Source organism: Bifidobacterium miconisargentati, assembly GCF_019331675.1.
Taxonomy (GTDB): domain Bacteria; phylum Actinomycetota; class Actinomycetes; order Actinomycetales; family Bifidobacteriaceae; genus Bifidobacterium; species Bifidobacterium miconisargentati.
In genome coordinates this window covers 47,853-62,313 of sequence record NZ_JAHBBJ010000001.1, presented here as the reverse complement: position 1 = coordinate 62,313, position 14,461 = coordinate 47,853, and the positions used below count along the sequence as shown (strand labels likewise).

10 protein-coding genes are annotated in these 14,461 nt (G+C 52.7%); 9 read left to right on the top strand and 1 reads right to left on the bottom strand.

Annotated features, from left to right (window positions below):
• Positions 1-62 precede the first annotated feature (62 nt).
• Positions 63-1,859: a glycoside hydrolase family 13 protein gene (locus KIH81_RS00250; RefSeq protein WP_214303561.1), complete on the bottom strand. Its 1,797-nt coding sequence runs from the start codon at positions 1,857-1,859 to the stop codon at positions 63-65.
• Between the two features lie 17 nt (positions 1,860-1,876).
• Here KIH81_RS00250 and KIH81_RS00245 point away from each other — a divergent pair, with 17 nt between their 5' ends.
• The 9 genes from KIH81_RS00245 to KIH81_RS00205 all read left to right on the top strand — a co-directional run bounded on the left by KIH81_RS00245 (position 1,877) and on the right by KIH81_RS00205 (position 14,438).
• The gene (locus KIH81_RS00245; protein WP_214303560.1) at positions 1,877-3,013 is read left to right on the top strand and encodes a LacI family DNA-binding transcriptional regulator; all 1,137 of its coding nucleotides are present in this window, start codon (positions 1,877-1,879) and stop codon (positions 3,011-3,013) included.
• 143 nt (positions 3,014-3,156) lie between these two features.
• Entirely contained in the window at positions 3,157-4,401 is a 1,245-nt protein-coding gene (locus tag KIH81_RS00240) for a sugar ABC transporter substrate-binding protein (protein ID WP_214303559.1), read from the top strand.
• Between the two features lie 53 nt (positions 4,402-4,454).
• Positions 4,455-6,062 carry an ABC transporter permease subunit gene (locus tag KIH81_RS00235; protein WP_214303558.1) on the top strand — a complete coding sequence of 536 codons (1,608 nt, stop codon included), beginning with the start codon at positions 4,455-4,457 and terminating at the stop codon, positions 6,060-6,062.
• 1 nt (position 6,063) lies between these two features.
• A complete protein-coding gene (locus KIH81_RS00230; protein ID WP_214303557.1) occupies positions 6,064-6,975 on the top strand; it encodes a sugar ABC transporter permease in 912 nt (303 codons plus the stop codon).
• Between the two features lie 108 nt (positions 6,976-7,083).
• Complete coding sequence (locus KIH81_RS00225) at positions 7,084-9,312, top strand: alpha-amylase family glycosyl hydrolase (protein ID WP_214303556.1); 2,229 nt, start codon at positions 7,084-7,086, stop codon at positions 9,310-9,312.
• Positions 9,313-9,476: 164 nt separating this feature from the next.
• Positions 9,477-10,118 (top strand): DUF3000 family protein, encoded by a 642-nt coding sequence (locus KIH81_RS00220; protein WP_214303555.1) that lies wholly within the window; start codon positions 9,477-9,479, stop codon positions 10,116-10,118.
• Complete coding sequence (locus KIH81_RS00215; protein ID WP_214303554.1) at positions 10,115-11,419, top strand: HRDC domain-containing protein; 1,305 nt, start codon at positions 10,115-10,117, stop codon at positions 11,417-11,419. The genes KIH81_RS00220 and KIH81_RS00215 overlap by 4 nt, the downstream gene beginning before the upstream one ends.
• A gap of 52 nt (positions 11,420-11,471) precedes the next feature.
• A complete protein-coding gene (gene tig, locus KIH81_RS00210; protein WP_214303553.1) occupies positions 11,472-12,857 on the top strand; it encodes a trigger factor in 1,386 nt (461 codons plus the stop codon).
• 120 nt (positions 12,858-12,977) lie between these two features.
• Positions 12,978-14,438, top strand: a complete 1,461-nt coding sequence (locus tag KIH81_RS00205) for a chloride channel protein (RefSeq protein ID WP_214303552.1) — start codon at positions 12,978-12,980, stop codon at positions 14,436-14,438.
• Positions 14,439-14,461: the final 23 nt, after the last annotated feature.

Genomic DNA, 14,461 nt, shown 5'->3' with positions numbered 1-14,461 from the left:
GTGCTAGTTCCCGTTGCTCAATATGGAATTAACACCTGCCCATATTTTGTTTTATCATCAGTCTAATTATCAATTTTCCAAATATGGAACGACGGTCCTGATGAGGGCATAGGCATCCCTTTTTTCAGATTGACATCATCAGTCAGACTTGTGGCATCAATGCTTGAAATCAATGATGTGTGTTGTTTTTTGCTGATTTCGATGAGCAAGGTTTCATTGTGGTCAGCCCTTTCGTAGATAATCGAATCTGCAGTGCAGTGATACCAGCGAAGACCGCCATTCCTGAGCGCTGAATGGTTGTGACGAAGCGTGATGAGTGTTTGATATAGGTCATAAATACTGTGATCCCAACGAGAAGAGTCCCACGGGAACGGTTGTCTTGCCTCTTCAAGCCCATGTCCCTCAATGCCGACTTCATCACCGGAAAAAATCATCGGCATTCCCGGCAGGGTCATTTGCAAAGCGATGCCCAGCTCTTGGTAGGGGCCGGCTATTGTCCGAAAGCGCGAAGTATCGTGGGAGTCCAGAAGGTTCATGCTAGCAACAGTCGCTTGCCATGGAATAGAGGACATGAATTCCACCATCGAATGAATCATGTTGTTGCCGCCGTATCTCGCTGCCGGTCCGGGGATGCCCCATTCATTTTCCGGATGGTTGCATCCCAGCCATGCCCAGATGGGCTTGGTAAATGCCGCATACGACATGGTTCCTTGCCATCCTGATCCTTGCAGCGTTAGTGATGCGTCAAATTGATGTTCGGCAATAAGCAAGGTGTCTGATGCCGTGTTTTCCATGGTTGCATGTGTCTTTTCGGCAATATCAGCATTGAGATTGATGTCGCAATATATTCCGGCTGATTGTGCGACATCAATGCGCCAGCCATCAAGGCCAAAGTCTTTGATATATCTGGCTACAACCGAATCGGGGCCATCATAAAGACGGTGCTGCAGTTCCGAAGATCGATGGTCAAATTTCGGCATGGATTCAACACCATCGAATGTGGCATAGCCGCCATGCCCATCGCAATTGAAATAATAGAAGTGTGCCTCCGGGCTCGCTTGGTTATCTTTGCCAGTAAGAAACCATTCATGTGTTACGCCTGAGTGATTGAGGGTCAGATCACCAATGACGCGAATGCCTAGACTATGAGCTTTTTCCGTAAGTGCTTTAAGTGCGCGGTCTCCGCCAAGAGAGGGATCTACATGATTGAATGTTGATGCGTCATAGCGATGGTTTGATTGAGCCGGGAAAAACGGCGTCATGTAAATGACGTTTGCTCCCAGATTCTTTATATACTCTAGGTGCTCGGTAATGCCCCAAATGGATCCGCCGTACATTTGGCGGACTGCGTTTTCGGTATGAGCAGCTACAGGTGCATCCCATTCGGTAGGAATGGCCCATTGAGGATAATCTGTAATAGGATGGGCATCGGATTTGGCGAATCGGTCAGGGAAAATCTGATAGATGATTGCGTCTCGCGTCCAATTTGGAATGTGAAATGTGCTGAGTCGAAAATCATGAGCGTCAGTAATATCCGCGGTGTGAAGCCCCTTCCCATTGAGCCATAGGTTCCCATAAGCCGTTATTAAAAGAAAACGATACGTGGTCAGTGTGTTATGAATAATGATGGAAGCCGTCCATAGCGATTCCGACTGAGTGGTTTGAGTGATATTGGCTTGGGCGTATTTTGGCTCGCCATCTATCACGGTTCGTACATATACACTATTGACGTGTAGCTCATCGGATATCCTGACAGTTACGTGTACGACATCGCCGAGGTTAGGCTGCGCATCATCGACATACAGCTCTGAACCATCGTGATGTGCGAGTGGGGCCTGCAAAATGCTTTGGATATACACAACGCTCCCTTCGCGTCTTGAATTTCACTTCAACCATAAATTCATGTACTAATGAAATCTTCTTCTTTCTGGTTTATGATTATTTGTTTCTATTATTTGCGTTGTTGTTTCAGGAGTTGCATAATGAGCATATGACTTCACGTCTAGATCAGATTGCCGCTCAGGCAGCGGTAAGCAAGGCAACGGTATCGCGCGTGTTGAATGAGCGCCCAGGAGTCAGCCCGCAGATGCGTCGAGCAGTATTGACCGCTATAGACGTACTCGGCTTGGAACGGCCCAATGGCTTACGTCCAAGAAGCTCTGGATTGGTGGGGCTGATTTTGCCGAATCTGGAAGATCCCGTATATCCTGTTTTTGCTCAGGTGGTGTCGACAAATTTGGCGAGACTTGGATATACGCCGGTCTTATGCATCCAAGATCAGGACGGTGTGGGCGAAGACGAATATGTGGGGATGCTCTTGGATCGAGGAGTTGCGGGAATTATCTTCGTATCCGGGCAGCATGCTGATACCCGTGTGGATCGTTCTCGGTATGACGACTTAGTGGCTCAACGGCTTCCCATTGTATTTGTGCGAGGATATCTGGACGACCTGGATGTGCCGTTTGTTTCCAGTGATGATCAAGCTGCCGGTGAATTGGCAGTGCGACACCTTGCTCAACTTGGACACCGTCGTATCGGATTGATTCTTCCTTCCGGTACGAATACTTCGGCTTTGCGGCAGGCTGAGGGCTACCGGCATGCGATGCGGGAGGAATTCGGTGCGGATGCCGATCAGTGGGTGGACATTAGCTTTGAAGGGGAAGAAGGGGGCTATGCGGGTGCCATACGGTTGCTTGATAAAGAGGTAACCGGATATGTTTGTGGCTCTGACCTTCTTGCTCTAGGTGCTATTCGGGCATTACGACAACGGGGCAAAAGAGTCCCACAAGACGTATCTGTAATTGGGTATGGGGACTCGCCGTTGATGGCGCACACGAATCCACCTCTTACTACGGTGAGACAGCCGATATTATCAATGGGAACCTTCACGGCGCATGCCTTGATCAATCGCATTCAAGGGAACAATACCATTACCGGTGAGTCCTTGTTCCCTCCAGAACTAGTAATCCGAGGATCCACCGCTATGAGAGGTAAGCGTTTCACGTCTGACTGAGATAGTTAGAAATTCTGTTGCAATTATTTGCAATACTAATTCAGCTATCAGAAACTCATATATCTTCCGCTTTCTGACTGTTAGCTTAAAAGCAGAGACAGCGGCACAACATCGTGTAGGTCTCTCCGAGGAAAGGCGGAAAAATGAGCGCTTATATTAATAAGCAAGGTATTTTGAAGACAGTCGGTGTGGTCAGCGTGGTCCTCATCGCACTATCTGGATGCGGGAGTTCTGACGGGTCTCAACAGTCGGCGCAAACTGGGAAGACTGCGAGCACATTGACGATTTGGGCTGATGCCGATCGAGTCGCCACGCTGAAGGATGTGGCGCAGAAATTTACCGATAAGACCGGGGTGAAGGTAAATCTGGTCCAGAAAGATATGGGATCGGTTCAGCAGGATTTAATTACGCAGGTTCCTGCTGGTAAAGGACCAGATATTGCGATTGGACAGAATGATTGGACGGGTGTGTTGGCGACAGATGGCGTTATTCAGCCATTGGAACTTGGCGATGCGCAAGGCGATTACGAAAAAATAGCCATGGATGCGTTCAACTATAACGGGAAGATTTATGCTTTACCGTATTCGATTGAAAATGTTGCCTTAGTGCGGAATACAAAGCTGGCACCGGAAGCTCCTACGTCATGGGACGATATGGTCGCAACGGCAAAAAATGCAGGAACTGAATACCCTTATCTTCTCCAAGTAGGAGATCAGGGCGATTCATACACAATGTATCCAGTTCAGACTTCATTCGGGCCCTTTGTATTTGGACAGAATAGTGATGGGAGTTATGACTCCGGCAAGCTCACCATTGGGGATGACAATGGAGTGAAATTTGCCCAGTGGATGCAGCAACAGGCCAAAGATGGGGTGCTTAGTACCTCTATGAGTGCTGATATTGCGTTGTCGAAGTTCGAGCAGGGAGCATCTCCGTATCTGATTAGTGGACCATGGAATATCTCTGCGATTAAGAAGGCTGGTATTGATGTAGCAGTAGATGCCATTCCTTCGGCAGGCGGTCAACCTGCAAAGCCGTTTGTGGGTGTGGGAGGCTTTTTCCTGAGCTCGAAGACTAACAATAAGATTGCGGCTACCAACTTTCTGATTAATTACGTGGGTACTGATGAGGTTCAGGAGGCTCTGTATAACGCCGGTGGACGTCTCCCTGCGCTGACTTCCGCATATAAGAAAGCAATTGAAGACCCGGTTTCGGAGGGCTTCGGTAAGGCTAGCGAAAATGGCGTTCCGATGCCGAATATTACTGAGATGTCATCAGTGTGGCAATACTGGAACGCTGCCGAGGTCTCCATCATTTCTCAACGTGGTGATGCCGCTGACCTATGGGGGCAGATGACTTCTGAGATCCAAGACGCATTGAAGAAGTAATTAGTCATTCTATGGTGTAAGAGTTCAAGTGCGGACAATTGGGAAAGATCATTATGAATACCTCAATTAATGATGAGCCAAGGAAAAATGCTATTGTAAGACGCCGAGCGGAGCGTGTGGCGGCGATGGCGAACGTCCGCACTTGGCCTCTTTTGATCAAGATTTTCTTGTTAGGCCTTCTTGATGCGTTAGGTATATACTCCCTGTTCATTCTTGCTGCAAGAAGATATTGGCTGGCATTCATCATTGTTTTGATTGTTGGATTGCTTGTTAATTGGATTTATTGGAATAATAAGGGACTTGCTGCTAAGTATCTGACGCCTGGGCTTATCTTTCTGGTTGTTTTCCAAATTTCCGCTATTTTCTATTCTGGTTATATCGCGTTTACTAATTACGGGACAGGCCATAATGGCACCAAGGAACAGGCGATTACTGCATTGATGCAGACATCACTTACTAAGGTCTCGAATTCTGATACTTACAAGATCTCGGTTCTGCAATGCAACGATAAATTGAGTTTTCTGGTAACCGGTTCTGATGGTGTATCAAAAATTGGAGATAGTGATACGCCGCTTCATGTTGCAGATGGGATATCGTCGGAGAACGGCGAATCTAGCTCGGTCAGTGGCTGCCAAACATTGTCGTTTAACGATGTTCTAAATCGGCAAAATGATATTTTGCAGGTAAAAGTTCCCCTTTCTTCAAATCCAGAAGATGGAACACTGCAAACATCCGACGGACAAACGGCTTACGTTTTCAAGTCATCTTTGATGTATGATGCCAAATCCGACACGATGACGAATACAAAAACCGGCATGGTCTATCGTGACTCTGGAAAGGGATCGTTCGTTTCCGCAACAGGGGAGGAGCTGGTTCCTGGATGGCGTGTCAATGTAGGGCTGTCGAATTTCAAGCGTGTATTCGCATCAAATGATATGACCGGTCCATTTCTTCGAGTGTTGTTGTGGACCATAACGTTTTCCGTTGTATCCGTCGCGTCTACATTTATGGTTGGGCTTTTCCTCGCCATCGTCTTCAATGATCCACGTATGCGAGGCCGCAAGGTTTATCGATCGATTCTTATACTACCGTATGCATTCCCCTCCTTCCTTTCAGCACTGGTATGGGCGGGACTTTTGAATGAGAAGTTTGGTTTCATCAATCAGGTACTGCTTCACGGAGCTGATGTGCCATGGCTTCAATCTCCGACACTGGCAAAAATTGCAGTACTGATTGTAAATCTATGGCTAGGATTCCCGTACATGTTTCTTGTTTGTATGGGAGCACTGCAATCAATTCCAGAGGAATTATCTGAATCGGCGAAATTGGATGGGGCCTCAGCATGGGAAATATTCCGATATATCAAATTCCCTCTGCTGCTCGTTTCGATAGCTCCATTGCTGATTTCCACTTTCGCAATGAATTTTAATAATTTCAATCTGATTTATATGCTTACAGCTGGGGGTCCGACAGATACCAGTACGGGAATGAATATTGGTAGTACTGACATACTAATTTCAATGGTATATAAAATTGCATTTGTTGGAGCGGATAGAGATTATGGATTGGCCAGTGCTTTTGCAATTCTTATTTTCCTGATTGTTGCTGCTGTATCTGCTATTGGTTTTAGAACTTCAAAGTCACTTGAGGAGTTGTATTAAAATGTTCATAGAGGAAACCAATCCTAAAGAATCTTCCAGTTGGATTCAGCATAGTAAAACTAATGTTCTGCGATGGTTTGTTAGAACAGGATGGAGGCATTTCGTAGGCATTCTGTCTTGTGCTTTTGCTGGTTTTCCGATTCTGTACATTGTGTCAGCTTCATTGAACCAACAAGGGACCCTTATTTCATCCAATCATCTTTTTTCAAGTATTACTTTTGATAATTATGTCAAGTTATTCAATATGCCGCAGCAGCCTTTTGCGGAATGGTATCTGAATACGATTATCATTGGTCTTTCAGGATCGGTTCTTTCAGTTTTCTTGGGAGCTATGGCTGCGTATGCATTTTCTCGATTGCGCTTTTATGGAAGAAGAGTCGGTCTATTTTCCTTGATTCTTGTTCAGATGTTCCCGCAGGTTTTATCTATTGTTGCAATATACTTATTGCTTAGCAATTTTGGTGATGTATTCCCCATATTGGGTATTAACAGCAGGCTGGCGTTGATACTTGTATATTTGGGAAGTGCTCTTGGGGTCAACACGTACCTAATGTATGGTTTCTTTAACACGGTTCCAAAAGAAATCGACGAAGCTGCAAAAATTGATGGGTCTGGGCATGCAAGGATTTTCTTTACTATAATCTTACCTCTTGTATCACCGATACTTGCGGTTGTTGCGTTGCTTTCTTTTATTGCAACAGTCAATGAATATGCGGTCGCAAGTACGGTGCTTGTATCCCCAGAGAAGCAGACGCTTGCTGTTGGTTTGTATGAGTTTGTTTCTCAAAAATTCTCTCAAAACTGGGGATTGTTCTCTGCTGGTGCAGTGTTGGCAGCAGTACCGGTAGTGATTGTATTTATTTGTTTGCAGAAGTATATTGTCTCCGGTTTAACTGCTGGCGCAGTCAAGTGATTTAATGGTATGATTGTCTAATTAAAGGGCGGTGATGAATTAAAACCTAGTTCAATGGTGAATTAAAGGAACAATGACGTATTATTGATTTTTATTTTAGGGGATAGCATGCTCAATATAAAGTCTATATGGCGCAAAATGATAGATGCGGCCGTAGTTGCGTCTGTGTCGTTCGCGATGCTGGCTGTTTCGACGCCTGCAATGACTAATGCAAACGGTCTTGAAGTTAATGGTGCTCAGAGTGTCCTTTCATCTACACCTGTCAGCTCAGCCGATTTTACTGGAGATGTTATATACCAGATTATAACAGATCGTTTTTATGATGGTGATCCAACTAACAACGATCCGGTGACTGCTTTCGGAGAATATAGTAGTGACAAGTCTAATTGGCAGTTGTATTGGGGTGGTGATTTTGCGGGCGTTGCTCGTAAGATGAGCTACCTAAAGAATCTTGGTGTTGGTGCAATCTGGATTTCTCCTCCAGTTAAGAATATTAGTAAAGCTGCGATTGATTCTTCTGGTATGAAATCTGCAGGTTATCATGGATATTGGGGTATGGACTATTTTGCGCCTGACCCGCATTTCGGTTCTTGGAATGATTTTGACAATATGGTCAAGGTAGCTCATGCCAATGGGATTAAAGTTATCATGGATTGGGCTGCAAACCATACCTCGCCAGAAGATATTGATGATTCAGATTATGCCAATAACGGTGCCTTAGTTAAAGATGGCCATACATTGGCTGCCTATAACGATGATCCAAATGGCTATTTCCATCATAATGGTGGTGTTTCCAATTATAATGATAGATATGAGAGCAAATATAAAAATTTGTTTAATCTCGCTGATCTTGCACAAGAAAATCCTCTTGTAACTCAATATTTAGAGGATGCCATTGACACTTGGACGTCGCATGGTGTTGATGGTATTCGTATGGATGCAGTCAAGCATATGTCAAGCGGGTTTCTAAAGAGCTATGCGGATCATGTGTATGATAAACATAGTGTGTTCATCTTTGGGGAGTGGGCTGATACTTCTTCTGCTCCATTGTGGGATGATGAGGTAAAGTTCGCAAACAATAGTGGACAATCGCTTGAAAACTTTGACTTAAATGGCAGCATTAGAAATGTTTTTATATCTGATGCGTCCATGAAGGAATTGAATGCAACTTTGGAACGTCAACAATCATCTTTTGATTGGTCTAATCAATTAGTCAATTTCGTTGATGGACATGATACTTCGAGATTCCTTTCATTAAACGACAATAAAGGATTGTTCGATATGGCTACGGTGGTGAATATGACCGTTCCGGGAATCCCATCTATTTATTATGGAGACGAACAATACAGTCATGTTGATTCTATGAATGCTTCCAATCAAATTGGTGGCGATCCATACAACAGACAGGCTATGCCGTCATTTGATGAGAACACACGTAACTTTAAAATTACAAAAATGCTCTCGAACCTCCGGTCGGATAATCCTGCACTGCGATATGGGGCATTGACTGAGCGATGGCTCAATGATGATGTATATGTGTATGAGCGTCATTTCTATAATGATGCTGTTCTCGTCGCCGTCAACAAGGGTACTACCGATTGCAGCTTGACTGATTTGTATACTTCGCTACCGGCTGGATCATACGCAGATGCTCTCGGCGGGCAGCTTGGTGGCGGAACGTTGAAGGTCTCGCAAGGTACTAAGGACCTCAATGTTGCTCAGGACTATGTACTGCAAGGCGGGCAAGCTGCAGTTTGGTCGTTTGTTGAATCTCCAAGCGCTCAACCTCAAATTGGTAATGTGGGGCCAACCATGGGGCATGTCGGTGACGTTGTTTCAGTCACTGGTAAGAATTTCGGAACTAATCCCGGAACTGTCACCATTGGTGATTTGCCTGCCAGCGTGAATTACTGGTCTGATGATGAAGTTGACTTCACAATTCCTGATTCTGCAGAAACCGGCGTACAGGACGTCGTTTTGACCACGGCTCAGTCGGAGGTTTCTAATGCGATTGCGTACCATGTGCTTACTGCGCCGCAAACTGCTGTGACTTTTACCGTTACGGACACTTCTACCTCGTATGGGGACCAAGTGTATCTCACAGGTAACGTTCCGGAGCTTGGAAATTGGAGTACAGATTCCAGCCAAGCAGTTGGTCCACTGGTATGTCCTGAATACCCAACCTGGTTCGGAATGGCTAGTGTGCCGGCGGGAACCACGATTGAGTACAAATACTTCGTTAAAAAGGCAGATGGGACGATTGTCTGGGAAGGAGGCGGTAATCATAAGTACACTGTGCCTGAATCGGGCACTGGTTCAGTAACGGTTCAGTGGTGAATCTTGATTGTTACCGAAAAAATGCCTGATTGTTGACAGATAAGAGCGCGAACCGCAGTTTACTAGCGGTTCGCGCTCTCTGTGATTCACTCTCTAAATATGTAATCCCATAATGAAAGCGCGCCGATACCGGGAAACGGGCGCCGCTGCCTTACCCTGATGGTATGGCTGAGATCTTCGCTTTTCCGGCGGGTACTCCTGCGGCAACGAGGCCTGGCGATGGAGCCGGTGCGCCGCAGCATCCCGTGCGCCCGCGTGGCGTGCCGGACGACGTGTGGGCGGCCGTCGAATCCGTCCGAACCATGCGACGCCTCGACGGCGTGCGCTACCGCGAGATTCCCGTGCCCTCAACGCTGGCCGACTTCGGCATCGGCGTGGAGCTCGAATCGGAAACCCCGGATCAGGGGGAGAGCCGGCTCCGATTCGCCACCGGCTGGATCATGATGCTCTACGCCCATGAGCCGCGCATCGGATGGGATTCGAACTGGCGGTGCGTGGCGTTCGCGAGGCTGCCGCTGGAAGCGGGGGAGAACGACCCGCTCGCCCCTGGCATGTACTGGGACGGCATGTGCGATTACGTGGGATTCGCCGAGCCGGACACCGTTTCCGGCACCGTGACCGTGACCCGCAACACCGCGTTCGGCGGGCTCGACGAGGCGCCCAGCTCCGGTTGCGAGATGCGCGTATCCTGGACGCCGCTTGACGGGACCGGTCCGGACGGTACGATGGACGCCGGCGCTCAAGTGAATTCGTGGGCCGCCTTCATCAGATCTACCGTCCGTCCAGAGGAGGATGACTGCAGGTGAGCGACGTCCGTGAGACCGAACCCCGGTTGCTCAAGGAACCACGTGGGGGAGTGCCCAACGTCACCTCCACACTCGCCGACTATCACCGGTACTGCGAGGCTCTGGCCGCCGCGGACGGTCCGTTGGCGGCGGACGCCGAACGTGCCTCCGGTTTCCGGTACGGCCACGAGGACTGGCTCATCCAATTCAAACGTGAAGGCGCCGGCATTGCCCTGCTCGACCCGGTGGCCCTGACCGAAGCCGGGGCCGACTGGAACGAATTCAACGACGCGGTGGGCGACGCCGTCTGGATCCTGCACGATTCGCTGATGGACCTGCCCGGCTTCGCGGACATCGGTCTGAAGCCCCGTGCCCTGTTCGACACGGAGATCGCCGCGCGACTGCTCGGCCTGCACCGCTTCGGCCTGGCCGCGGTGACCGAGCACTACCTCGGCATCACGCTGGCCAAGGAGCATTCCGCCGCCGACTGGTCCTACCGCCCGCTGCCGCGCGACTGGCGCAACTACGCGGCGTTGGACGTGGAAGTGCTCATCGAGCTCGAAGAGCTTATGCGCCGGGACCTGAAGGCCCACGGCAAGGACGAATGGGCGGCCGAGGAATTCTCGCACGCCTTGAACGAGGGGCTGGCTCCGAGGAAGCCCCATCCGATCCCATGGCTTAGGGTCTCGCGCATCACCCAGCTCAGCCGTGACCCGCGTGGTCTCGCCATCGCCAAATCGCTGTGGGAGGAACGCGACCGGCTCGCCAGGCGGTACGACATCGCCCCCACGTTGCTACTGGCCGACGCCTCGATCATCGAGGCCGCCACGGCCAAGCCGCACAACGCCGCCCAGTTCCGGGCCCTGCGCTCCCTGAACGAACGGGTGCGCATCCGCACCGGCACCGAACAGGACAAGATGTTCGAGCGGTACGCGCCCATCCAGCGCGAGGTCAAGCCGAAGGTGTGGAAGGCCGCCATCGACCGGGCCATGGCGTTGAAGCCCTCGCAATGGTCGTCCATGCCCTCGCCCGACCAGGACGAGAACGGCATGGTGGTCAATGCGCCGCGTTCCATGCGACTGTGGCAGCAGCGGCATCCCGACCGCTACGACCGGCTGCAGCGCGTGCGCAAGGTGATCAACCGGATCGCCGAGGATACGCGCACGCCGGCCGAGATGATCGTCAAGCCGCAGATCCTGCGCAACCTGTGCTGGACCGAAGACCTCGCCGGAATCGACGTGGAGGCATTCCTCGCCGAGCAGGGTGCGAGAAACTGGCAGGTGCGCCTTATTGCACCGTCCGTAAGTAGCGCTATCATGTAGAGGTTGCCTTACGGCAGATTGTTAAGAACATACGACTTTTGAGGAGTCATTCGTGAAGATCAGCGTTCGTAACCTCGAGCCCACCAAGGTGAAGCTCACCATCACCGTCGACCCGGAAGAGCTTGACCCGTTCCTGGATAAGGCCCGCAAGGAAATCGCCAAGCAGGTGAACGTTCCCGGCTTCCGTAAGGGCCACGTGCCCGGCAAGATCATCGACCAGCGCTTCGGTTTCGCCGCCGTTGCCGGCGAGGCCGTGAACGACGCCGTGCCGGAGCTGTACTCCAAGGCTCTGGAGGAGAAGAAGATCCAGCCGATGGATCAGCCGGAGTTCGACGTTCAGGAAGTGCCGCAGTCCGCCAAGGACGAGACTAAGCTGAAGTTCACCGCCACCGTCGAGCGTCGCCCCGACTTCGAGCTGCCGGAGGTCGATGGCATGGAGATCGCCATCGCCAAGCCGGAAGTCAAGGACGAGGACGTGGAGAAGCGTCTTGAGGCCCTGCGCCAGCGCTTCGGCACCCTGGTGGGCGTGGATCGTCCGGCCGCCAAGGGCGACTTCGCCAACATCGACCTGACCGCCGAGATCGACGGCGAGACCGTTGACTCCCAGGAGGGCGTGAGCTACGAGCTCGGCTCCAACACCATGCTCGACGGCATGGATGAGGCCCTGGAAGGCCTGTCCGCCGGCGAGGAGACCACCTTCGAGGGCACGCTGGAAGCCGGCGAGCACGAGGGTGAGAAGGCCACCATCAAGGTCAAGGTCAACTCCGTCAAGGCCGAGGAGCTGCCGGAGCTGAACGACGAGTTCGCTTCCGAGGCTTCCGAGTTCGACACCCTGGACGAGCTCAAGGCCGACATCCGCAAGGCCGCCTCCCAGGACGCCGAGGGCCGTCAGGCCACCGAGGCCCGCGACGCCTTCATCGCCAAGCTGCAGGAAGGCCTCGAGATCCCGGTGCCGAAGGGCGTCAAGGCCAAGATGGTCGAGGAGCAGCTCAAGGGCATGACCCCGGATCCGGAGAAGGCCACCGACGAGCAGAAGGCCGAGGCCGAGAAGAACGTCGAGAAGGACCTGCGTGATCAGATGGTCCTCGACGCCCTGGCCCAGAAGCTGGACGTCAAGGTCTCCCAGGCCGACGTGTTCAACTTCCTCGCCTCCATCGCCCAGCAGTACGGCATGGACCCGAACGCCTTCATCCAGGCCATCATCAAGAACGGCCAGCTCGGCTCCGCCGTGCAGGAAGTCGGCCGCTCCAAGGGCCTGCTCGCCGGCATGCGCGCCGTGAAGTTCACCGCCGACGGCGAGGTCGTGGACCTCTCCAACTTCCTGGGCGAGGCCGCCGAGGATGAGGAGGCCGAGTCCGTCGAGGCTGCTTCCGCTGCCGCCGCCGTGGCCGACGAGCTGTCCAAGTCCGATGAGGGTGAGGCTGCCGACGCCGAGTGAGCGCGGTGAGTCGCCGTTGCACCTGCCTTGCGCTGGTGCGATGACATGACTGTGGGCCCGGGACCGATATGGTTCCGGGCCTTTTCATTTGCCGGTACGGCGAATGACAGGGGAGATGCGATGGAAAACGTTGTGCGGAACGCCGATGCGAGGCGTCTGGGGTGGCTTGCCGCCGCGACCGTGGTGTTGGGGGCGTTGATCGGCGCGGGTGCCGGTCTGCTGACCCTCCTGCTGTACGGCGTCGAGCGGGTGATGCTCGGCTATGTGGAAGGTTCCGGGCTGCCCGGCCCGTTTGGCGTGCCCGCCGTGCGCCGCGCCATTTCGGTGATGGTGGGCCTGTCCATCGCCGGGGTGATCTGGTATCTGCTGCGCACCAAGACCACCAAGGTGCCGTCGGTCAAGAAGGCCGTCGGTGGAGCGCGGATGCCCATCTGGCAGACCGTGCTGCATGTGGTGCTGCAGATCTTCATCGTGGGTACCGGCGCCTCCATCGGGCGAGAAGTGGCCCCGCGCGAATTGGGTGCCATGCTGGCCCAACGGTTCTGCGACCTGTTCCATATCGACGGCGAACACGGCATCGACCGGCGCATGGTGGTGGCCGTGGCGGCCGGAGCGGGCCTCGGCGGCGTGTACAACGCTCCGTTGGCCGGCATGTTCTTCGCCGTGGAGATCCTGCTCACGGACGTGACCCTGGAGAAAGTGGCATTCGGACTGGGCATGTCCTCGGTGGCCGCATTCACGGCGGCGTTGGTCAAAGGCCATCACACGTTCTACGACATCACCGCCATGCAGCCCGAATCGACGCCGAGCCTCATGCTGTTCGCTCTGTTGTGCGGCACGGCGGCAGGCGTGGCGGGTGCGCTGTTCCGCAAGGGCTCGTCCTGGGCGGAATCGCACAAGCCCTCCGGCAAGGGGATACTCTGGCAGATGCCACTTGCCGGTCTGATTACGGGTCTGGTGGCGGTATTCGTGCCGCAGGTCATGGGCAACGGTCGTGCCGCCGCGCAGCTCGGTTTCAGCACGTTCGTCTCGGACACCGCCGCCGCTTCCGGGGCCGCGCAGTCCGGGGCTTCGACGGCCGCCTCGCCGTGGACGCTGCTGGCGAATGGGGCCGCCGATTCGGGCGCGGCCTCCGCCGGTGCGGGTACGGGCGCTGGTTCGTGGCTGAATGCCCTAGGCCTCGGGTTCGCGCCCAACGCCGGTTCGACGCTTACCCTATCGCACGCCGGACTGATGCTCGGCGTGCTGTTGCTGACGTTCGCGGCGAAAGCCGTCGTCACGCTGATGACCATCCGTTCCGGTGCATCCGGCGGAGTGCTGCAGCCGGGCATCGCCCTGGGCGCGACGCTGGGGGCGATGCTGGGGGTCCTGTGGATGTTCGCGTTCCCGATGGACACGGTGACGGCGTGCGCCCTGATCGGTGCCGCCGCGCTGCTCACCGCCTCCCAGCAGGCGCCTTTGATGGCCATGTGCCTGGTCATGGAGCTGACCGAAGCGCCGATCACGTTCTTCGTGCCGGTCGGACTGGCGGTGGCCGTGTCCGCATTAGTCTCCAAGTGGATGCTGGGGCGATTGAGGTAGCAACAAGGCTCCCCTCTTTGAGG

Excerpts from the sequence above, each read along its gene's own strand:
- KIH81_RS00240 (WP_214303559.1), top strand. The coding sequence starts at position 3,157 with ATGAGCGCTTATATTAATAAGCAAGGTATTTTGAAGACAGTCGGTGTG.
- KIH81_RS00235 (WP_214303558.1), top strand. The coding sequence starts at position 4,455 with ATGAATACCTCAATTAATGATGAGCCAAGGAAAAATGCTATTGTAAGA.
- KIH81_RS00230 (WP_214303557.1), top strand. The coding sequence starts at position 6,064 with ATGTTCATAGAGGAAACCAATCCTAAAGAATCTTCCAGTTGGATTCAG.
- KIH81_RS00225 (WP_214303556.1), top strand. The coding sequence starts at position 7,084 with ATGCTCAATATAAAGTCTATATGGCGCAAAATGATAGATGCGGCCGTA.
- KIH81_RS00220 (WP_214303555.1), top strand. The coding sequence starts at position 9,477 with ATGGCTGAGATCTTCGCTTTTCCGGCGGGTACTCCTGCGGCAACGAGG.
- KIH81_RS00205 (WP_214303552.1), top strand. The coding sequence starts at position 12,978 with ATGGAAAACGTTGTGCGGAACGCCGATGCGAGGCGTCTGGGGTGGCTT.